The sequence below is a fragment of the Nonomuraea sp. B19D2 genome (assembly GCF_040137845.1).
Lineage (GTDB): Bacteria > Actinomycetota > Actinomycetes > Streptosporangiales > Streptosporangiaceae > Nonomuraea.
In genome coordinates this window covers 20,457-40,330 of sequence record NZ_JBEFAK010000064.1, presented here as the reverse complement: position 1 = coordinate 40,330, position 19,874 = coordinate 20,457, and the positions used below count along the sequence as shown (strand labels likewise).

The following is a 19,874-nucleotide window of genomic DNA, read 5'->3' as shown; positions in this document are numbered from 1 at the left end:
GAGATGACCTCGATCGGCCCACTCAGGCCCTGCGGCATCAAGACTTTGTAGGGCGACGTCTCGGCCTGGTGTGTCTCCACTCCGGTCTCCTTCGATCACGCATTGCCCCGAGATCTTCCCGAAGGCTAGCGGACACATACCTGAGGGTGACCGAGAGTTAGGGGTGCGACTGCGCTTGGGCTTTCGAGGTCCGTCACGGAGCCGGTTGGCGAGCGGCAGGCCGCGTGAAACCGACCAGATCACTGCGCTGGTAGGCAGCTATTTTGACCGTTTCACGCCGGTTAGGCGCGTGGATCATCTGGCCATTGCCGATGACGATGCCGACATGGCCGGGTCCGTCGGGTTTGAGATTGAAGAAGGCCAGGTCACCAGGCTGTTCCTGGCCAGGCGGGATCGGCGGACCATGGCGCCATTGGTCGGCGGCGACGCGAGGGATCGAGATGCCCGCCGCTTGGTAGGCGCGCATGGTCAGGCCGGAGCAGTCGAAGGCTTGTGGGCCTTCTGCTCCCCAGACGTACGGTTTGCCGAGCTGGTCATAGGCGTACGCGATGATCGACGCTACCTGCTCGCCGGAGATCGGCAGCACGCACGCGCCGGTGACGAGGTCGATCGTCTGCTGGGCGAGCGGCTCCCACGAGGCATAGGCGTTGGGGAAGGCCGAGCGCTGGACCGCCTGGGCCGCCTCGGTCAGGGGAAGTCGCTCCCAATTGGGGACGGCGACGAGCCGGTCGTAGAACTGGCGGGCCGCGTGAGCAGGGGTGAGGATCTGTTCCGGGGTTCCCCAGCCCTGTGAGGGGCGTTGCTGGAACAAGCCGAGGCTGTCGAGGTGCCCATTAGGGAGGTTACGCAGCCGGGATTCCTGCAGGGCCACTGCTACCGCGATCACGGCGGCTCGTGCTGGTAGACCGAGCTGCTGGGCGGTCTGGACGATGAGCGCGGCGTTGTTCTGCTGCTCCTGATCCAGCCTGGTGAGGTCGGGCATGGCCGCGACCGGACCGCGCTCCGGAAGGCTGCTCGCCGCGCCGTACAGGCAAGCCGCGCCGCTCGAGCCGCCGGTGCCGGTGAGAACGGTGGCGGCTGCTGCGATGACGGCGATGACGAGAAGCAGGAGGAGCGCGATGCCGGCCGCGGCGTACTTCATCTCGCTGCGACTCCCTTTCTCAGACCGAGGCGATCAGGCATCGGTCTGCTCGTCGCGAGCCGTTGCGAGGTGGGGCCAGGCATCCGCGAGGTTGGCCAGCCGCAACCGGGGTTGCTCGGATCCGATCGGCATCCATACGGGTCCGGCCGGGCCGTCCTCGTTCTGCACTGCGGTGGCGACGGGTACCTCTGTCGTCGCCAGGACTCTGCGCAGGTTCGTTTCGCGAGTGCTGCTGGGCAGCCACAGCAACACGGGCGTGGTGATGCCGGTGGCTTCGGCGAGGTTGGCGTAATCGTGGAGCTTGGCGGCGACCTTGGCGAGGGTTTCGCTGCCGGTGTCATGTTCGAGGAAGAAGTCGATCTCGCGGCCGTTCTCGGCCCAGCGGCCGTAGGCATCTGGCCGGGCGAGGTCGCCCCAGAGCTGGGCGCAGCGCCGCTCCGGCCACCATGCCTTCACCTCCGCGCAGGTGTCCGGTTGGCGGGCGTGATGGTGGAGGTAAGAGAAGAAGTCGTTCACGCCGACCTGGTGGGACAGGCGGGAGGAGACGGCGATGGGGTGGTCGGGGTTGTAACCAAGTTCCTTGACGGTGATGCCGTCCCTGATGGCCAGGACGGCGGCTCCGGCGCGGCCGAGGAGCCAATGGGTGGGTCGTGATCCCGCGCCGTAGGGAGCCCAGGGGCGGAAACGCGTGACAGCGTTGAGCGCGTACAGGGTCCCGAGGCGTTTGCGGGTGGCTTGGGGGATACCGAAGAAGATGCGCTGCAGTTGGTGGGTGGTCAGGACGCGGTGCTGGTGAAGGTGGGTGAGGATGTCGTAGTCGCGCGGAGTCAGGCGCGCGGCCAGGGCGGTCAAGGCGGCCCGGTCCAGGCGTGGCTGTCCAGCGGGGATGGGTCGTGCGGGCATGTCGATCTCCCTCGTGATGGTGCGGTGCCGGTCGTGAGGTGGTCAGTGGCCGCTGGCGCGCGGGTCTTGTTCGGGGACGCTCCGCTTTCGAGGGGCGGCCTCGGCGGGAGGTGACTGGGCGAAGCGTTCACGAGATGCCTGCCGGATGGCCTGCTCGCGTCCGGGTGCAGCCGGCGGCAGGGGGCGAGTACGAAGCGTGAAGGCGGCGGTTTGCTGGCCGTCGGCGATGAGCCGGGTGACGGCTTGGTATGCGCCGAGGTGCGTCATGTCGTGTGGCGTGATCAGAGGCGCGACGTGGAATTTGAGGTCGCCTGCGTCCTTGGGGGAGGCGTTGAAGTAGATCTTGTTGCGGGCGTCGGCGGACAGGGCCTCGCGCAGGTCGGCGGGGAGCTGGTCGAGGTGCTGGTGGGCCAGGACGAGGGAGAGGCGGTAACCGCGCGCCTCGGCCAGGACGTCGTTGATGTGGCCCGGCAGGTTGAGGAAGTTGTGGCACTCGTCGATGTAGAGCCCGGCATCAGACCGTTCGGCCTCGGCTTGGTGGGCGCGGCGGGTGGCGGCCTGCCAGGTGTGGGCGAGAAGGATGGAGCCGAACAGCCGGGCGGCGTCGTCGCCCAAGATGCCTTTGGGGAGCCGGGCCAGGATCAGGCCGCCCTCGTCGAGGAGTTGGCCGATGGGGACGGTGGTCGTGGGATTGGTCAGGGCATGGCGGATGAACGGGCGGAGCAGGACGGCGCGCAGCTTGTTCATCACGGGGCCGATGACGGTGGCCTGTCCGGCGGGAGTGAGGGCGTGGTAGGAGTCCCAGAAGCCGGCGAGCAGTTCGTCGTCCAGCCGCGCGGTGATGCGGGCGCGAAACGCGGAGTCGGTCAGCAGCCGTGGAACCTCGGCCAGCGTGGCCTTGGAGCCCAACACCTTGGTGAGGGTGAGGCAGGTTGACCGCAGCAGATCGTCGACCCGTGGCCCCCACGCGGAGCGGAAGCAGCGGTGGAAGATCGTGACCAAGGAGTCGACGGCGAAGGCGGGATTGGGCCCGGCAAGTACGTTGATCGCCGGTGGTCTGGCGCTGTCTTGAGGGTCGAAGACGGCCGTCTTGCCGATCGAGCGTTCCGGCAGGCGAGCGAGAATATCGGTGATCAAGTCGCCTTTGGGGTCGATGACCAGCGCGCCCCGCCCCGCCTGGGCGTCGGCCAGAACCATGTTGGCCAGGAGCGTGGATTTACCGACGCCGGTGCCGCCGAGGACGTGGGTGTGATGGCGCGCGTCAGCCACGGGTAGCGCTACGGGGCGCTGTGGGCCGCTGTCGGTGTCGCCCAATACCCGCACCGGTCCGCTCCCCGGGCCGCGCGGTACGGCGGGTGGCGGGGCGACGGGGCGCGCTCCGGCGCGGGTGATCCCGGGGGCGTCGGTGTCCCAGGGCAGGTGCGCGAGCGCGGCAAGCTCGCCGACGGACAGCAAATATCCAGTGCTCAACCGTCGAGAGTCGGTCACCTTGTGAGGTCGGAAGAGCCGGGCGCGGCGCAGGTACTGGTGGCCCGACGTGAACAGGGCGAAGACACCAGCCAGTGCGTGTGCTTGCCCGCGCGATCTGCCCCTGGCCGTTTCGTCGTCTCTGAGGGAGGCGACGGCGTAGCGGATGGCGACCTGGTAACGCGGCTGGCCTGCCTTGGCCAGAATGGCGCGTACCTGCTCGGCACGTTCGGGGAACATGCGGGCCAGCTCGCCCGGGTGGGTGCGACTGGACACGAGTTCGTCCAGCACCTGGCCGAGCATGCTGCTGGTCTTGGCGCCGCGCAGGACCGCTGCCGCTCGGTGGGCGCGCCTGAGACGGCGCCCCGTGGTAGGCCGGGCCAGGACCTGGACCAGAGCGTGCTCGCCGTCGCGCAGCCCGCTCATCGCGCTGAGCAGGGACCGGATGGGGTCGCTGGTGTGATCGGTCTTGAGCGGGAAGTGCTCGGCTCGCGCGAGCATCAGCCTTCCGCCGACTGCGCGGGCCCACGGTGGAAGCGGGCTGGTGGCAGGCATGGTGGTCGTGATCGCGCCTGGCCAGGCGGATTGGACAGCCTTCTCCACGATCCCTGGCGGAACGACGCCGGGCACCCACAACCGGATGCGGATACCGGAGGCGCTTCCGACGTATTCCCACACCAGGTGTGGCTGACCTGCAAGGTGCCGTTTCCAGGCGGGACGTAGGAGTCCGATCAGTTGGCTCCACAGCACCTGCGCGCCCTGCGGGTCGCTGTCCGGGGGGCACGAAATCGTGACCAGCTGGGCTCCCGGCGCCAGTATCTGGTGGCGCATCCGGCTGATGAGCTGACGAGCTAGCGCCAGCACCGACATCACGGCCAAGACGCCGGTTGCGACACGCCAGCCGTGGTGCAGGACAAGATCGAGAAGCCGAGCCGGCAGCTCGCGGAGGAACTCCAGTGCTTCCCGTACATCCCGATCACTGACTTCGCACAACAGGCAGTCCGTAGCTGACCTCATAGCGGGTCGCTCTCCTCGTCCGGGTCGCCGCAGTCGAGCGAGCCTGCGGCGGGAAAAGCGCCGGTGTCGCGGCGTTCCAGCTCGGCCAGCTCGGCGGGGTCGGTGGTGATCAGCTCTGTCTCGGTCGGGGAGGCGATCACGTGGAAGGCGACGCGGCTGGCGGGTCCGGCGACCATGAGCGCCTCGCCGCGTTCAGCGGTGAGCAGGAACTGCCGCTCGCCTTCCGACAGGTCGAAGGCATCGCCAACCACCCCGATTGCCTGCGGCGCCTGGCGGAGGAGGATCTGGCCGGCCGCGTTGGCCACGATGGCCTGGCCGAGCTCGGTCCCGAGCAGGTCAGCGGCGTCCTGGGTGACGACTGCAAGCCCGGCCCAGTGCTTGCGGGCGGCCTTGGCCATGCGGAACAGGAAGCGAGCCCCCTCGGCCTCTTTCATCAGCAACCAGGCCTCGTCCACCACGACCAGGCGTTTCTTACGATCGCGAGGGTTGGCTACGCGGCGCCAGATGGCATCCAGGGCGAGCAGGGTGCCGACAGCCTTGAGTTCGTCAGGCAGGTCGCGGAGCGAGAAGACGATCAGGTGGCCGGTGGGTGTGGCAGTGGTCGGACCGTCGAACAGCTCCCGGTAGGAGCCGGAGACGTACGGTGCGAGCTGTGCGGCCAGCTCCGCACCCTGTTTACCGTTCTTCAGGGTGGTGACGAGGTCACCCAGCAGCGGGGCCGGTCTGCTCCAGGTGGCCGGGTCGCGGGTGATCCCGGCTGCCTGGTAGGTGGCGATGATCGCGGCATCGAGCGCGGCTCGCAGCTGCGGGGCGAGCGGCGCGGTGAGCATGGTGGCGATCAGGGTCTGCAGGAAGAGAGCGCGCCGGGACAGGACGTCGTCGTGGGGCCCTTGGCTGGTGGGCAGGTCGAGCGGGTTCCAGCGCACTCCGGTGGCGCCGAGGCGCAGGTGCATGCCGCCGACCGCGCGGGCCAGGCGGGCATATTCGTCTTCGGGGTCGACGACGGCGACTTCGATGCCCTGATAGAGCAGGCGCAGGGCTTCAAGCTTGGTGAAGAAGCTCTTGCCGGCGCCGGAACGGGCCAGGGTGACGGAGTTGTGGTTGTCCTGGGCGAAGCGGTCCCAGACGACGATGCTGGAGCTGGAGGCGCTGAGCCCGTACAGGACGGCGCTGTCACTTGCGGGGGCGGCCAGGTCGGGCGAGGTGAACGGGAACGCGGCGGCCAGGGCGGTGGTGTCGAACGTGCGGGTCAGCTGCACCGCGTCCACGCCGAGGGGCAGGCTGGTAGCCCAGCCCTGCAGGGCTCGGAAGGTGGTCGGCTGGGCATCCAGGAGGAGCGAGGCGGCCAGGGCGTGGACGCGCTCGAGTTCGGCGTTGAGCTCTTCTTCGACGGTGGCGTGCACGGTGAGGTAGAGGCCGACCTTGAACAGCCGCCCGTGGCCTCGGGCGAGGCTGGCGGCCAGCTCGGTGGCGTCGTCGGCGGCGGCTTCGAGGGCGAAGTCCTGCAGGCGGCCATGCTGGGCGTCGGCCCGGCTGGACGACTCCAGCCGGGCGAGCTGGCGGCGTAGCCTCATCGCGGCGACCGCCTGCGGGATCGGCTCGATGTGCAGCGACACGTCGAGGCGACCGGGGTAAGTGAGCAAGGGTTCCAGCCAGCCCGCACCGACCTCACGCGGGTAGCCGACAACTGCGAAGGACGCGGCCATTCCTTCAGGGAAGGTCAGCACGCGAGCGCCGACCTGCAGAGCGGCTGGCTCCAGCAGCGTGGTCGTCCCCGACACGCCGTCGTGCCGGCGGTGGCGTCGTCTCATTGGCCCTCCTGGTCAGCGGCGGTGAGCACGTCGTCGGGCAGGGCTGCCGGGACGGGGTGCCAGCCGCCGGGGTCGAGGCATTCGGTGAGGACTCGATGTGCCGCTGGGGCGTTCAAGACGGTGACGGAGATGCCGAGTGCGGCCAGGGTGCGGGCGCTCTCGTCGGCGCGGCGCAGCACGACGGCGGCAGCGGCGTCACGCCTCGCGATGCGACGCCCGCGAGCCGGTCCTGGATCGCGCAGCACGATGAGCACCTGCCGGGCCAGCAGCTCGCGGGAGTCATTCAGCTGCTGCAGGAACGCCGCATGCTCGGTGGCGCTACGAGCGAGCGCCGGGTGAGGCAGTCGATCGGCGCGCTGGAGGACCGTGCCGATCAGGGCGTCGAGCTCGATCGGGCGAGCACGTACGAGGATCTGCGCGGGTGCTTCAAGAGAGTTGAGCCAGCGGCCGAACGCGCCCACCAGACTCGCTTGTTCCGCGGTCGTGCGCAGGTGGAAAGAGACGGTGGTGGTCTCCACGAGCACCGCCACCCCGCCTCCGGCCAGCTCCAAGGCCCCGTCGGTACGAATAGCGAGGACCGGCAGGCGAAGGGGCGCCGGCAGCTTGCCCCGCAGCCGGCACCACGCGGGCGGCTCCACCACCTCACCGGAGGCGGCGACCAGCCGCTTGGGGGCCCGGGCGAAGTGGAGGGCGGCAAGCGAGAAGCGATCGAGGCTCAGGCCCTCGCGGCGGCCGAGAGCCACCACCAGGCCGACAGCAAGCAGCGGCAGCACGAGCCCCGCGAGGACCACCACGGGAAGCAGGTCATGGAACAGGTAGTAGATGGCGGAGGCAAGGGCTCCGGTGGTAGCGACGATGATGATCTGCCGGATCGTCAGCCCGTAAGCGATCTTGTCCGGCTGGGCGATATCGGCTGGGATGTGCGCGACCAGCGGCTCAGGCTCGTTCACGGCTCACCCCTCCTGCGCGACACGCGGCGGGGTGGCGGATCGAGCCGTAGATGCAGCTGGCGGGGCCGGGCCGGGCGGGTGGGCATGCCCGGCAACATGGGCTGAACCCAGGGCGCGTGCGGGCGGATCCATGGCCCGCTCGGCGCGGGCTGCAGGGCTGGTGCGGGCGGCCGTGGCACGCGGGTGACAGGGAACGGCAACGCCAGCTGGCGCCCGCGTGGACGCGAAGCAGCGGTCCGTGCCGGCGCGGGCGGCAGGTTGAGCGGTAGAGCGAGCTGCTGCGGTGCGCGGGTGCCGCCCGCTGCGGAGGGGAAGCTCGGCGGAGTCTGGGTGGATGCGTTCACCGGCTGAGGTCCTCTCATGCTTGGCGGCCCGCTGCTTGGCCGAGGCGCGCTCGGATCTCGCCGTCCGGCCCGACTTGGTCCGGACGCTGGCCCTGAGCGACGCGCTGCTCCAGCGCTCCTGGCAGCGGAACGGGCGGCCTTCCCGTTGCGCAGAGCGGCACCGGCCAGGCCGAAGCTCTTGTAGACGATCAGGGCCTTGATCAGGCGCTGGAGCAGCTGGGGCTGGGCGTGTTGCCAGACGGAACGGGCGACCCAGCCGGGAATCTTGATCAGGATGAACAGCAGGCCGATCAGCACCAGCGTGTCGATGGCGCGCATGACGATTGGCTTGGTCGCCGCCAGGACCGGCTGGTCGGGTGGGGTGGCGAAGGTATCGGCGGAGTCGGTGAAGTACACCTTGAACACCAGGATGAGTACCAGTGCTTGCAGCACCTGCATGATCAGGACACCGGTGAACGCGCGCCACCACAGCCGGGCGATGTGCTCGGTTTGCGGCAGTGCGTGGCAGAGCAGAGCCAGTGGCGCCGCGATGATCAGGAACAGCAGCAGGGCGACCCGCAGGATCGCGATGAAGGCCAGGATGAGCCCCATCACCACAGCGAGCCCGATCATCCAGATCAGGAACATCTGCGGGCTCTGAAGCTGGCCGACCGGGTTGGCGAGCTTGTTGGCCAGCAGATCGCCGGCCCGCCGCCCGTCGACACCGTCGCCGAGCAGTGCGGAGACCAGGCCATTGGCGAGCTCGACGGCATGCTCGCACAGGGTGAGCGAGGTGTTGAGCGTGATGGTGGCGACCACCAGACGTGGGACGATCTCCTGCGCGGTCGTGGAGGTCTGCACGGTGCCGTACGCCATCACGATCAATCCACCGGCCAGCACGAACAGCGCCAGCAGCGCATTGGCCACCAGCCGCACGTGAGCCGACAGCTCCCGGACCCGCTCCAGCATCGAGGGCGGTGGCGAGGACAGCAGGAGCGTTCCGACTGTCTGGAAGGCCGGCTGGATCGCCTCGGTCACGATCGTGCCGAACCAGCCGTTCAGCGCGCCATTGATCTTGCAGCCGAAATCGAGCCAGCCGCACTCGTCTGGTGCAGCTGATTGGTCTGGCGCCGGTATGGAGGGCGGCGTGGTGGGACGAGGCTGAGGCGGCGACGTCAGCACCGGGCCGATGGATGAAGTCGTCGCAGGTTCTGGCGTCGGGGCTGGCTGCGAAGGCGCGGGCGAAGCGAGCTGTGGATTCGAGGTCGGTGAGGGCGCTGGCGGCGGACCCGGCGACGCCCACGCTGGAGTGCTCATCGCGGTCAGCGTGGCGCCGATGATTGTGAGCAGCTCCGCTATTACGAGAGCCACGTGATGTCGGCTCGCGACGGGTGGACGCGGCGGCTGGCGGGGCACTGTCAGGCTCCTACGATGCCCTCGAGGATGGCGACCAGCAGCGGCGCCAGAACGGCGATGCCGTAGCCGAGGGCCGCATAACGCAGGGTCTTCTTGGCCGCCTCCACCTCACCGGGGTCGCCTCCCGCCAGGATGTAGCGGACCCCGCCCACGGTCAGGAACAGAGTGGCCAGCGCGACCAGCAGGCCGACGATCACGTTGCGCAGGTTGTCTATCACCTGGTTGAGCGAGCCAGGATCTTTCGGCTTCGCAGGCCCGGTCCAGGCTGGAGCTGTGATGCCGGAGATGCGAGCGGCCTCGGCGAAGTGGGCGAGCGCCAGCTCGAGGAGCATGCCGAGCGTGGTGCCCGCGATGATGACGATGGCGATGAGAAGGATCTTGCGAGGGGTGAAGCGGGAACGTGGAACCACGGCTGCCTCCCGGCAAGGCGTTGAGGATGCGTGCGACGGGTGGGACAGGCAGCGCGGAGGCCCGGTCCCGGCCAGGGCCGGGTGGGCGTCCTCCTTCTGTGCGGTGCGGGGTGGCGGGTCCGGTGGTGACAGGAGCCGGGTGGCCGGGTGCGGCCTGGCCGGACCGGTGCCGTCCGCGCTGCCTTTCACCTGCTAAAAGACCGGGTTCGAGTGCCGAGATCGGACATCGAGGCCCGTGGAATTTGCCCGATCATGACCGTGAGCTGTGGCGCGTGGCGCTGGCTGGCGTGCCGCCTGGTTCAGCGGTGCCGGATAGCTCGCCGCTGACCAGGGCCTGGCGGAGGCGTGCTTCGGCACGCTGCCGGCGCTTGAGCTCGGTGCAGTAGAGCAGGCCGCGGGCTCGGCAGTAGTCGGCCAGCGATGCGTTGTCCAGTCGGGTCACTCCGATCAGCTCCGCTGCCTCCGCCGTGATGACGCCGGCCTCGACCGCGCGGGCGAGCAGCAGATCGGCGTGACCGGACGGATAGCTCACCGCCAGCTGGCCGTCGCTCATCTCCGCCTCGAAGAGCAGTTCAGGTTGATCGACGGCGTGGGCACGCAGGACGCCGAACTGCGTCAGCCGTGACAGCCGCAGCACAGGGTGGGACCAGGACAGCTCCACCCGGTACAACGCCTCCATGAAGCAGGCCAGCATCTCGGCCTCCAAGTCCTCATGCTCGGCGTTGATCATCTCGGTCAGGGTTTTGAGCAGGCGGCGCAGCATCGGCGCTGCCAGCGCGACGGCGGCGACCATCCAGGCACCTCGGTGGGCGCGTGCTTGCTCGATCAGGTGGCGCCAGACGCCGTCCCGGGTGGTCCGATCGCAGCTGGGGTGCAGCAGGATGGTTCGCAGCTCGTCCAGAGGAAGGGGGCGAGCGGGTAGGCCGAGCCCGAGCGCGGCCGCGTCGACCGTCAGCGGCTGCGGCCCCTGCATGAGCAGCGTGAATGAATGCTCGACCTGGTTCAACGGACGCCGTTGGACGGAAGCGGTTGAAGAGGTGCCGGAGGAGGAAGCGTCATCGCTGTTCGAGACTGAAGGGGCTTCGGTGGTGGCGGCGGCGGTGGTCTGGGATCGGGCGTGGAACATGGCAGCTCCCGAAAGGCTAGGCGGTTCGGATGCTGCTCATGGCGCCAGAGACGGCGTACAGAAACGGGACGACTTCCGGACGGACTTCGGCTCAGATAAAGATCATTCAAAGTCTGAAGGGACGTCGGAATTGGGATCTGACCTGCGCGAACGCCCTCGGCGCATCGTTGAAGGACTCTGGAGGAGTACGGGTCGGGCGCCGTTCACTCCGAGTCCGGAAACGCGCCCACCTGCGTAAACAGTGTGGGCCAGGATCCCAGGCATATAGATATGGCAAAGAGAGCCGGACGGTGACCGTCCACCACTCAACCCCGAGGCTACTGCCGCTCGCTCACCGTTTCAGAAGGGGCAATGGTGGCAGGGTGGCCGACGACACGATCGTGCGCTGGCGGGCCATCGGGTTGCCTGCTGCCTCTCGGCATCCTGCCGTTCGGCGTCTTGCTCGCGTTGGCGATGAACCTCTTCTTCTCGGTGCCGTGGTCCCCGGTCGGCCTGATCATCCTCGGCTCGATATCCGTCATCGGCGTTGTGCTGTGGCCGGTGAACGACCGCAACGAGGTCACGGCGGCGGAGTCCACCCCGCTCCAAATGCGTCTGGAGATTAGGGCCGCCGTTCGTACGGTGGAGTTGGCGGACTTGATCGAGGTGACCGTGGCTCATTCGGGCTACACCGATGAGGGCTACACGCGTACATCGCTGCAGGTTGCCTGGTGGGACGGGGAGGGAGATGATCGACGGGCTTCACGACGCCACGCTCGCTCCATCGCTCAGGCGACTCCTCCCGCCAGGCGTCGAGATCCGGCACGTGTGGGAGGAGCCGGAGAATCTTCCGTGAAGAACGCTCGAGGACCGTTCAGCGCGCATCGTTCGCCGTCAGGGGAGCATCAGTGCCAGCCGATGCGGACAGGGGTCCGGCATGGACCGTACTTGTCCCCTTCGCACAACTTGAACACGTCGATTCGGCTGAAGAAGGTGGAGTCGGTCCCGCAGCCCCATCGGGCACCGTTGGAGTCCACCACCGTCCAGATCTGCAGGTAGGAGGTACCGTACACGGCGCGCACAGCTCGACCGTCGTTGCTCAAGTCGCAGACTTCGATGTGCTTGCGGTCGGCTGAGACGGTGACCGATCCCCAGCCGGCGTCATCGTTCCAACCGCCCGATGAGTCAGCGGAGGCTGGGGAGGTGCAGAGCACAGCGGCGAGGGCGATGACAAGTGCGCGGTGAACGTACATAGGGTCCCCCGTTCCGTTGAGGCGAATTCGAACGGAGCCACTGTGATCCCATTGCGCGCTTGAATCTCGCGGGTTGGACCCCCTGACAACATGGCTTGATCAACATTTGGTCGGCCTGCGAGGGCAGCTACGCGCTGAGGGGATGCAGAGGACTCCGAGCCGAGCCTGACGGGGCATCACCGCCCGCCCAGACCATGATCTCTCCATCCGGCAACCCGCCGTTCTCCAGATCAACTGGGGGTACGAACTGTGGCGGATGACTGTCCGACTCTTGTCCCGAACGTGTCCAGAAGCGCTGTGACCTGCGAGAACTTCGGTAGTGGGGTTGTCGGAAGGCGGTGGCGAGGGAGCCGCTTCCTTCCTCTCCTCCTAACCAACCCCGTCCAGGAAACTCAGCATTCAGCACCAGGTAGTCGCGCGGGTGAATGCCCAGGCGATGAGGCCTTTCCATGGGCACCACTGACTGCCCGACGGAATCTTTGCCTGACCTCGTGTCTCAACTCGGCTCTCGGCACCGGTATTTAGGTAGGTGACAGGAACCAGGCGGCCCGGGTGACGGGCCACACCATCGTGACACCACCCCTACGCGCCGACCGTGCCGCCACCAGCGGCCTCACCGCTCCTCGTCGAACAACTCGCGACGTTCACCAGGTGGAGCTGCCCTTGAGCGTCTGGTTGGCCGCGGCCGATGCCGAAACCCCTCCCGTCTGCCGAAGCGGTTGTTGCGTCCCGGTGAGCCAGTCCCTGGCCCGCCATCTCGTCACAGTCTGTACCGAAGTCGGCGATCTCGTGATCGACATGGACGCCGCCGACCACAACGTCATCTCCACTGCATTGACACTCGGCTGCCAGGCCACCGCCACTGTCACCAGCCCGCGCCTGGCCGGCGAAATCGGTAAGAGGATTTCCACCTCCCACCCTTCCGCCGAACTGGAGGTGGCCGACCTACGCGTCGTCCGCCCCGAATCCCTGCTCTCCGCCGTCAAGGACCTGACCGGGACCGCAGCCCTGGTTGTGCTCACCCATACCTGTCCAGCCCAGCACATGGGCCAGCCGCTCATGACGGCCCGGCTCATCGACGCGCCAACACAGATGACGGTCAATCCAGCTGGATTGGCGGCGCTGCTGAAGCCAGGCGGTCACCTTGTTGTTGTGACTGGCCTGCACCGCGGTGAGCAGGACCTCATCGACCCAGCCCCAAGCTTGATCGCCGGTGTAAAGCGTTCCGGGCTGGCTTACATGCAGCACATCGTGGCTCTGCGGGTACCCGTGCGCAGCGGGCAACTCGAACAGCCTCCGGAATGGGGCGCCCCAAGACCTGGCCTCACGAGGGCGGGGCTACGGGGCAGTGCTCGGGTGCACAGTGACGTGCTCATCTTCACCAAACCTCGCGCCGGTCGAGGGTCGCCGCATTCCGTAGTCGAGCCGCCTCGACGGACCCGCCATCAGCAGCAGACGGGTGGTCCGGTGACGGGGGAGCTGTCTTGGATGGAGGGGGAGCTGTGATGACGTCGAACGCATCGGTGTGGACGACGGGCCAGCAGCAGTCGCGTACTCAAAGGCTGGGCCGGTACCTGCCGGAATCGATGAAGCACCCGGGCAAGATGCTGCCGTCGATCGCAGCCCAGGTGATCGACACCTACACACAGTCTGGTGAGCTGGTCATCGATCCAATGTGCGGGATCGGCACCACTCTGGTCGAGGCCATCCACCTGGGCCGGCACGCGGCCGGAATGGAATACGAGGAGGATTGGGCGAAGCTTGCTGTGGCCAACCTCGCTCACGCCCGCCGCCAGGGCGCGGGCGGGTTCGGCACGGTGATCGCCGGAGACGCGCGGGGTATCGCAAGATTGCTGCCGGACCTGGTCGGCCGGGCGGCGCTGGTGCTGACCTCGCCGCCGTACGGGTCGGCCACGCACGGCCACATCCGCGCAACCCGCGACAGCGGTGAGCCAGGCATCCGGAAATGGAATCAGCGCTACTCCCGGGACAGGGCCAACCTGGCTCACCAGGGCCTCCCGGTGCTGCTGGACGGATTCGCCCAGATTCTGTCCGGTTGCGGTGAACTGCTACGGGCCGGCGGCGTCGTCGCGGTAACGGTGCGTCCGTACCGGCACCGCGGGGAACTGGTCGACCTGCCTGGCCACGTGCAGAAGGTGGCTCAGCGCGCCGGTCTGAACTTCGCCGACCGGATCGTGTGCCTGCTGTGCGGGCTGGGCCGCGGCGAACTGCTGAACCGCGCGTCGTTCTTCCAGCTGTACGAGGCGCGTAAGGGTCGGGCTCGCGGCCTGCCCATCCACGCCACCGCGCACGAGGACCTGCTTATCTTCACCAAGCCTCATCCGCTCAAGAACGCTTCGACCATCCAGAGGGCTGCCTGACCCAGCTGAGGGGCTCACGTGGCCCGCTGGCAGCGTCTGGATGCTGACGGCAGACGCGGCTGGTGGGGAGCTGCCAGTCCACGACGAGCCGACCACGGAAGCTTTGGACCCCACGTTCGCCGCCACGCAACCGGACTTGACGACATGGCCGGAGGCGGTGGTCCATATCCCTGCCCCTGACGGTCTGGGACACCCGCTATGCGGGTGATCGCCTGCGGTACACGGCGGGCTTTCAGCTCGGCTGGCTGCTGAGCGCGCCTCCGCAGGACTTCATCCAGTTCGTCCTGGTCAACAGCGCACGCGCCGGCCTGCTGGTTGACCGCCGAGAAGGAGTGATCAAGGAGGTCCCGAACGTCGAGCCTGCACCGACTGCGCCTGCGTCGGCATCAAGGCCCACCGCACCAACCACAGCGCCCTCGCCTGGCCACATCCGCCAAGACGTCCACCAGGCGAGGGCCATCCCACACCAGACCACTGGAGAGGACGGATCCCATCTTGCACGAGCTTGCCTGTTCCAGCGCCAAAACGAGAATGACCGACCGACTCAACTACCCCGATAGCGACGATTGGGCGGACCAGATCAAGCGGATTGGTGGCTCTCGCCGACCCGTTCACCGCCGTGGAATGGGCGTCCACCTCGGTCGCGCCTCAGGCAGGCTGCTGCACCGCGACGCCCCTATCCATAAGCCGGGCGGTGTAGCGCCCGGAATCCGGCCCGCCTTTCGCTGTCCGGCTGCGGGGAAGGGCCACTGCACCGCTGTCTGCCTTTCGACCCCGGGCGGTGGTCGATGATCAGGCGTGACGAGCTGCTGACCATTCCTCAGGTCCTCGAAGAACTGGGCGTGTCCCGCCGTACCTTCTACCGCTGGCGCCAACTCGGCCGCGCACCGATCTGCGTTCAGCTCCCCAACCTCGAGCTCCGCGTCTGGCGGAGTGACCTCACGGCCTGGCTCGACTCGCGACGGGAGGCGGCGTGAAGACCACCTACTACGTGCAGCTCGGCCAGATCCAGCAGCGCACCAACCGCGGCACGCCCGCCTACATCGCGCGTTGGCGAGTGGCGAGCAAGGACAGGTCCAAGACCTTTCGAACCAGGGGGCTGGCCAGCGCCTTCATGTCCGACCTGCGTCAGGCGGTCAAGATGGGGGAGGAGTTCGACATCACCACTGGTTTGCCAGTGTCGATGCTTGCGGCGAAGACATCGGGGCCGTCGTTCCTGGAGTTCGCTCAGGCGTATTTTCTCCGGCGGTGGAACACCTTGGCGGCCAGGACTCGCGAGACCGAAGCATACGCACTCCTGACACTAATCCCTGCCCTGGTAGCCGACGCGCCGCGTCCTCCCGTTGCGGAGGAACTACGCGAGGTTCTCAGGACTCACGTCCTCCTCCCCGAGAGCAGGCGAACTAGCCTTTCCCCGTCCCAGGCTGCGGCGTTGAGCTGGCTGGAGAGAGCGTCCCTTCCGCTGTCGGCACTGGGGGAGGCGAACATGCTTCGCACAGCTCTCGACGCCATCTCAATCACTTTCGCCGGTGTCCCGGCGGGGGCGAACTCGGTACGGCGCAAGCGCGCCGTCCTGCATCACCTCCTGGAGCACGCGGTAGAGCAGAAGGTGTTCAGCAGCAACCCGCTGGACGAAATCAAGTGGACGGCGCCAAAGGCCGTTACGGTCATCGATCCGCGTACGGTGGTCAACCCGGCCCAAGCGAGGCAACTTCTCGCCGCCGTCCCCAAAGTGGGGCGCAAACGGGGTCCCCGGCTCAAGGCCCTCTTCGCCTGCATCTACTACGCGGCGCTCCGGCCGGAGGAGGCGGCGGACCTGCGGCTGAGCAATTGTGCCCTGCCCGAGAAGGGCTGGGGCCAGATCGTCCTGGAGAGGGCACGACCCCAGGCAACAAAACGCTGGACCAACTCCGGCGAGACACACGAGTCCCGCAGCCTGAAGCACCGCGCGGACAAGGAGACGCGGGAGATCCCGATCCCGCCAGTCCTGGTCGCCATGCTCCGCGAGCACATCGCCGAGTACGGCACCGCAGAGGACGGGAGGATCTTCAGAACGGGCACCGGCGGCACCTACTCCAGTTCGGCACACTCCTACGTCTGGCAGGAAGCCCGCAAACTGGCGCTCACCCCGGAACAGGTCGCATCATCTCTGGCTGCGCGACCGTACGACCTCCGCCACGCGGCGGTCTCACTCTGGCTGAATGCGGGTGTTCCGGCCCCTGAGGTCGCGAAACGTGCCGGTCACAGCGTTGACGTGCTGCTGCGGGTCTACGCCAAGTGCATCGACGGCCAACAAGAACAGATCAACGGAAAGATCAACAACGCGTTGGGCACGTAGCTCACGCTTATCCGCCTTCGGCCCTGGCACGACCAGGGCCGAATCGCCTGGCGCTGCCCCATGCCGCATGTTCCCGCCAAACACTCCCGTCCTGTGCCACGCTGGCGCGACACGCGCAGAGAGAGCAAGGGACCTTGTACGAAGAGGGAAATGACCCGCCGCGATGTCCAGAGAAGCTCAGCCCCCACGGCGATCCTCGTATGGCCTTCTCGCTTCGGCGCCGGCCCCGACTCCAAGTCCCATCCGCATCTTCGTTGGCAAGCGCCAGTGGGCTACGACGCGCATTCCTGTTAATCAGGAGAGAAGTAGCGGCCTTAATTGCCTGACGAATTCGACGATGTCCGCTCGGTGGTCCCGTCCTGGCGCGCCTCGGGCAATATAGATGGTAAGCAATTTGGTGCCGTTTTCTGTCCATGCCAACGCCTTGGCGCCGATGATTCTTCCATCCGCGTCCTTGATGGGAGCGCTGTAGCCGGGGCCGGCATTGCTTGGGAGATCGGATCCCCCGTCTTTGGTCTTTGTGTATTCCAGGCTTTCTAGCGTGGAGTCGAACGGGTTGTACAGCTCGATGGACATCGGTGCCTTGGCGGCTGGCTCCGGTGATTTGTTGATGATGCAGTGCGAGAAACGGGCTGCCGATGTGGAGCCGCTAGCGCGAAAATTACTCAGTCCGAGGGCGCGAGCTATGGCTTGACTCGAGACTACTCCGCATTCCAGTGGAGGTGCGGTTACGTTTCCCACTGGACGGCGATCCACAGGAGTAGGCGGCGGGGACGGCGAGCATGCCGCTAGGGCGACCATAGTGAGCATCAGCAGGCTTGATGCGCGTCGCGTCCTCAATCTTTTGCCCTCTCGTAATCAGGGACAGGCCTCTGGAATCCTAATTCGACGTTCTGGGAGACGCTGTTGAAGATGCCTGACGCCGTCGAATGTTTCAACCATTCCTCGTATGCGGATACTTGGGTGTCGTTCATCTGGGTGCGAGGCTTGATTCGGTCGCTCTCGAGGAAATCTCCGTCCGAACCCTTGGCAGAATTCTTGAATGAGTGAGGATGGGCGCTGTCCGGTGCGCCTTCCTTTCCGAACATTCCGTACCGCATCATCATGTTAGCGGTTACGTCCTTGAACAAATTCTGGCTTTGGAGCAGCTTGCTCTCTCCCTGATCGCGCGCCTTGTCGCCTTCGGTGAACTTCATCTTGTCACTGGCGAAGCCCTCCGCGAACTCAAAGATGGCGGCGGGCGCGTCTCCAAAGGGGGTGAGCGCCAGCTTGGTTGTTCTTGCTATACCCTCTGAGAAGGCTTTGTCTCGTTCATCTTTACGATCCGCCTCGTTGATGCTGGCAAGGTTTCCAGCGTCGATCACGAAGTAAAGTGACTTGCTCAGTGAGAATACTTGGGCTTTGAAAAATTCCCCTGGGCTACCGGCCATGCTATCTTTCAGCAACTTCTCGCGATAGGCGCTCCGTTCGGCCTCCGTCGCGTTGGGGTGATCTCTCTGCCAGGCGGCGAACTCGGAGTTGAATTCTTTTGCGACCGCCGCTGCCCGTGCGTCCAATGCCTTCAGGACATACTCACCGTGTCCTTCGACGACCGTTTTGAACGCTTGCGGATCCTTGGCCACCCAAGTCATCGCTTTCGTGAGTTCTTCTCTGTCGAACCGAGCCGAATGGGGTTGATCGCCGGGGAGGTTGGGGTCGGTGTCCGGCAGTGGGTGAACGCCCGGCTTCTCCGAGGTGGTGCCATTGGCGACTCGATGGACGTCGCTCATATAGGCGGAGAAGACACGGGCGGCACTCTGCCGGCTGTCGGCAACGGTGGCCTGTGCTCTTGGATCCGCCCAGAAGTGGACAGCCCACGATGCGATCAGTGCCGACTTGTACCCGCGTGACGTGTCTGGAGGCTGGCCGTGGTCACGGAACGTCCTGGTCGCCGCCTCGATCGCCCGGCCGAGCGCCGCGCCTCGGTCGCTCCAGGAGGTCTCCCGCATCAGAAAAGCCAAGGGCTTGCGTGCAGGGTCAGCGAAGAAGTCCTGAGCAACCCTGGCGTTCCTCGCGAGGGCAGCGGCTAGCCCAGGAGTGAACTCGACGATGTCCGCGCGTTCCGAGATCGGCTTTTGCGCGTTGTCGAAGACTTTGTTGGCGATGTCACGGAGGAACGCGTCGTCAAAGGTGCCGTACTGCAGGAGCTTGTCAACGATACGGCCGTCCACTGCAGCCACAACGCCATCGGCCGCGATCAGCTCATCGGTGTACTCCTTGGGCAGCTTCATGCCGCCGACCCCGCGCGAGGCTGTTCCCAGGGTCACACTGAGGGTCTTCAGTAAGCGATCCAGGTCTGCAGATGGCGAATCTGAGCCGTCCTGGACAAGAGGGTTGCGTGCAGAGCCGTAGAGATCCCCAAGGAGCGTTTTTAGTTCCTTCGGAGGCATTTCCTTCATGAAGGCAACGGCGAAGTAGGGATCGTGCTGGTGTCGCTCCAGCAGATCGAGGGTCTCGCGGCTCAGGGTAACCTGACCCCCGGCAGCTGCGGCCTCCTTCCTCGCCTTCCGTAGCTGGTCAGCGGCGGACTTTGCCGCTGCCGCACCGCTCGCCGGTGAGTTCGACACCCACAGCGTTTCGTCCGCCCAGACGACTCCCTTGTCGAGTCCGATCTTCTGCGTGGAGACGATGAGATCCAGGCGCCGTTGGAGGCCGGGGACCTCTTGTGCGATCTGGAACCAGATGTCTTTTAGGAGGCCTGGTCCGGAGATGCTCGTGCCGATCGAGCGCAACGCATTGTGAAGCTGCCCATCCACGTCAGACCATGACGCCTCCAGGCGCTTCATCTCGGCGATCAGTTGTGTCATCAGTGTGGGGTCTATGCCGATCCGGTTCGCAGGCGGGCTCATCGGCGAATCCCATCGGGAGGTGGCAATAATGGTGGCCGCCCCGGCCACTCGAACGGCTTGTCCGCCTCCGGACGTGCGGGTATGGAATCGACCTGGGCGAGTGCCCGGCGAAAGACGTCCTTGTAAGCCGCCTCCCAGGCTTGGAAGTCCTTGATGAGCTTGTCCGCGGCTTTGCCCTTCATCGCGCCGCTCTCGAGCAGGCTGATGAGCTTGCGCACGTCGTTGGCGTGCTGGTCACGTAAAAGCTCGATCGTGCGTCGAGCGGCATTGATCTCTTCCTGCGTCGCCATCGGTCGGGATCCTTCGGATCTTTGAGACGGCTTTCCCCCGGGATCAATGTGACGATAAGGGGCAGGCGAAGTCTCGTCGAGCACTACTGCCAAACCGGCATGGGCTCACGGGATCAGCGATGCCGGAGGATCCAACATGCGATGTCAGGTACATGACTCCCATGGGGGACGAAATTTGACA

The 19,874-nt window shown here is 66.5% G+C and carries 16 protein-coding genes; 4 read left to right on the top strand and 12 right to left on the bottom strand.

The features are described 5' to 3' along the window. Nucleotides 1-193: 193 nt before the first annotated feature. The 9 genes from ABN273_RS53445 to ABN273_RS53405 all read right to left on the bottom strand — a co-directional run bounded on the left by ABN273_RS53445 (nucleotide 194) and on the right by ABN273_RS53405 (nucleotide 11,625). Nucleotides 194-1,141, bottom strand: coding sequence for a C40 family peptidase (locus ABN273_RS53445; RefSeq protein WP_349457442.1), 948 nt, complete (start codon nucleotides 1,139-1,141; stop codon nucleotides 194-196). 33 nt (nucleotides 1,142-1,174) lie between these two features. Next, on the bottom strand, nucleotides 1,175-2,044 hold the full coding sequence (locus ABN273_RS53440; protein WP_349457441.1) for a replication-relaxation family protein: 870 nt from the start codon (nucleotides 2,042-2,044) through the stop codon (nucleotides 1,175-1,177). Nucleotides 2,045-2,086: 42 nt separating this feature from the next. After that, nucleotides 2,087-4,528: a type IV secretory system conjugative DNA transfer family protein gene (locus ABN273_RS53435; RefSeq protein WP_349457440.1), complete on the bottom strand. Its 2,442-nt coding sequence runs from the start codon at nucleotides 4,526-4,528 to the stop codon at nucleotides 2,087-2,089. Further along, a complete protein-coding gene (locus ABN273_RS53430) occupies nucleotides 4,525-6,339 on the bottom strand; it encodes a VirB4 family type IV secretion system protein (protein ID WP_349457439.1) in 1,815 nt (604 codons plus the stop codon). The genes ABN273_RS53435 and ABN273_RS53430 overlap by 4 nt, the downstream gene beginning before the upstream one ends. Beyond that, nucleotides 6,336-7,289, bottom strand: coding sequence for a PrgI family protein (locus ABN273_RS53425; RefSeq protein ID WP_349457438.1), 954 nt, complete (start codon nucleotides 7,287-7,289; stop codon nucleotides 6,336-6,338). Before ABN273_RS53425 ends, ABN273_RS53430 begins: the two co-directional genes overlap by 4 nt. Continuing rightward, on the bottom strand, nucleotides 7,286-8,650 hold the full coding sequence (locus ABN273_RS53420; protein ID WP_349457437.1) for a TrbL/VirB6 family protein: 1,365 nt from the start codon (nucleotides 8,648-8,650) through the stop codon (nucleotides 7,286-7,288). The genes ABN273_RS53425 and ABN273_RS53420 overlap by 4 nt, the downstream gene beginning before the upstream one ends. A 380-nt stretch (nucleotides 8,651-9,030) precedes the next feature. Then, nucleotides 9,031-9,438 (bottom strand): pilin, encoded by a 408-nt coding sequence (locus ABN273_RS53415; protein ID WP_349457436.1) that lies wholly within the window; start codon nucleotides 9,436-9,438, stop codon nucleotides 9,031-9,033. Between the two features lie 250 nt (nucleotides 9,439-9,688). After that, nucleotides 9,689-10,444 (bottom strand): hypothetical protein, encoded by a 756-nt coding sequence (locus ABN273_RS53410; RefSeq protein WP_349457435.1) that lies wholly within the window; start codon nucleotides 10,442-10,444, stop codon nucleotides 9,689-9,691. 1,004 nt (nucleotides 10,445-11,448) lie between these two features. Next, the gene (locus ABN273_RS53405) at nucleotides 11,449-11,625 is read right to left on the bottom strand and encodes a hypothetical protein (RefSeq protein ID WP_349457434.1); all 177 of its coding nucleotides are present in this window, start codon (nucleotides 11,623-11,625) and stop codon (nucleotides 11,449-11,451) included. 834 nt (nucleotides 11,626-12,459) lie between these two features. Here ABN273_RS53405 and ABN273_RS53400 point away from each other — a divergent pair. The 4 genes from ABN273_RS53400 (at nucleotide 12,460) to ABN273_RS53385 (ending at nucleotide 16,515) form a co-directional block, all read left to right on the top strand. Continuing rightward, nucleotides 12,460-13,302: a hypothetical protein gene (locus ABN273_RS53400; protein ID WP_349457433.1), complete on the top strand. Its 843-nt coding sequence runs from the start codon at nucleotides 12,460-12,462 to the stop codon at nucleotides 13,300-13,302. Next, nucleotides 13,302-14,177 (top strand): TRM11 family SAM-dependent methyltransferase, encoded by an 876-nt coding sequence (locus tag ABN273_RS53395; protein WP_349457432.1) that lies wholly within the window; start codon nucleotides 13,302-13,304, stop codon nucleotides 14,175-14,177. Before ABN273_RS53400 ends, ABN273_RS53395 begins: the two co-directional genes overlap by 1 nt. A gap of 788 nt (nucleotides 14,178-14,965) precedes the next feature. After that, the gene (locus ABN273_RS53390) at nucleotides 14,966-15,154 is read left to right on the top strand and encodes a helix-turn-helix transcriptional regulator (protein WP_175594775.1); all 189 of its coding nucleotides are present in this window, start codon (nucleotides 14,966-14,968) and stop codon (nucleotides 15,152-15,154) included. Then, complete coding sequence (locus ABN273_RS53385; RefSeq protein WP_349457431.1) at nucleotides 15,151-16,515, top strand: tyrosine-type recombinase/integrase; 1,365 nt, start codon at nucleotides 15,151-15,153, stop codon at nucleotides 16,513-16,515. The genes ABN273_RS53390 and ABN273_RS53385 overlap by 4 nt, the downstream gene beginning before the upstream one ends. Before the next feature lie 294 nt (nucleotides 16,516-16,809). Here ABN273_RS53385 and ABN273_RS53380 read toward each other — a convergent pair whose 3' ends face one another. The 3 genes from ABN273_RS53380 to ABN273_RS53370 form a co-directional block, all read right to left on the bottom strand. Next, nucleotides 16,810-17,091 carry a hypothetical protein gene (locus ABN273_RS53380; protein WP_349457430.1) on the bottom strand — a complete coding sequence of 94 codons (282 nt, stop codon included), beginning with the start codon at nucleotides 17,089-17,091 and terminating at the stop codon, nucleotides 16,810-16,812. 260 nt (nucleotides 17,092-17,351) lie between these two features. Further along, on the bottom strand, nucleotides 17,352-19,403 hold the full coding sequence (locus ABN273_RS53375; RefSeq protein ID WP_349457429.1) for a hypothetical protein: 2,052 nt from the start codon (nucleotides 19,401-19,403) through the stop codon (nucleotides 17,352-17,354). After that, complete coding sequence (locus ABN273_RS53370; protein ID WP_349457428.1) at nucleotides 19,400-19,693, bottom strand: hypothetical protein; 294 nt, start codon at nucleotides 19,691-19,693, stop codon at nucleotides 19,400-19,402. Before ABN273_RS53370 ends, ABN273_RS53375 begins: the two co-directional genes overlap by 4 nt. Nucleotides 19,694-19,874 lie beyond the last annotated feature (181 nt).

Coding starts and splice junctions, on each gene's coding strand:
- ABN273_RS53380 (WP_349457430.1), bottom strand. CDS start 17,091: ATGTCCATCGAGCTGTACAACCCGTTCGACTCCACGCTAGAAAGCCTG.
- ABN273_RS53395 (WP_349457432.1), top strand. CDS start 13,302: ATGACGTCGAACGCATCGGTGTGGACGACGGGCCAGCAGCAGTCGCGT.
- ABN273_RS53435 (WP_349457440.1), bottom strand. CDS start 4,528: ATGAGGTCAGCTACGGACTGCCTGTTGTGCGAAGTCAGTGATCGGGAT.
- ABN273_RS53445 (WP_349457442.1), bottom strand. CDS start 1,141: ATGAAGTACGCCGCGGCCGGCATCGCGCTCCTCCTGCTTCTCGTCATC.
- ABN273_RS53370 (WP_349457428.1), bottom strand. CDS start 19,693: ATGGCGACGCAGGAAGAGATCAATGCCGCTCGACGCACGATCGAGCTT.
- ABN273_RS53375 (WP_349457429.1), bottom strand. CDS start 19,403: ATGAGCCCGCCTGCGAACCGGATCGGCATAGACCCCACACTGATGACA.
- ABN273_RS53430 (WP_349457439.1), bottom strand. CDS start 6,339: ATGAGACGACGCCACCGCCGGCACGACGGCGTGTCGGGGACGACCACG.
- ABN273_RS53390 (WP_175594775.1), top strand. CDS start 14,966: ATGATCAGGCGTGACGAGCTGCTGACCATTCCTCAGGTCCTCGAAGAA.
- ABN273_RS53440 (WP_349457441.1), bottom strand. CDS start 2,044: ATGCCCGCACGACCCATCCCCGCTGGACAGCCACGCCTGGACCGGGCC.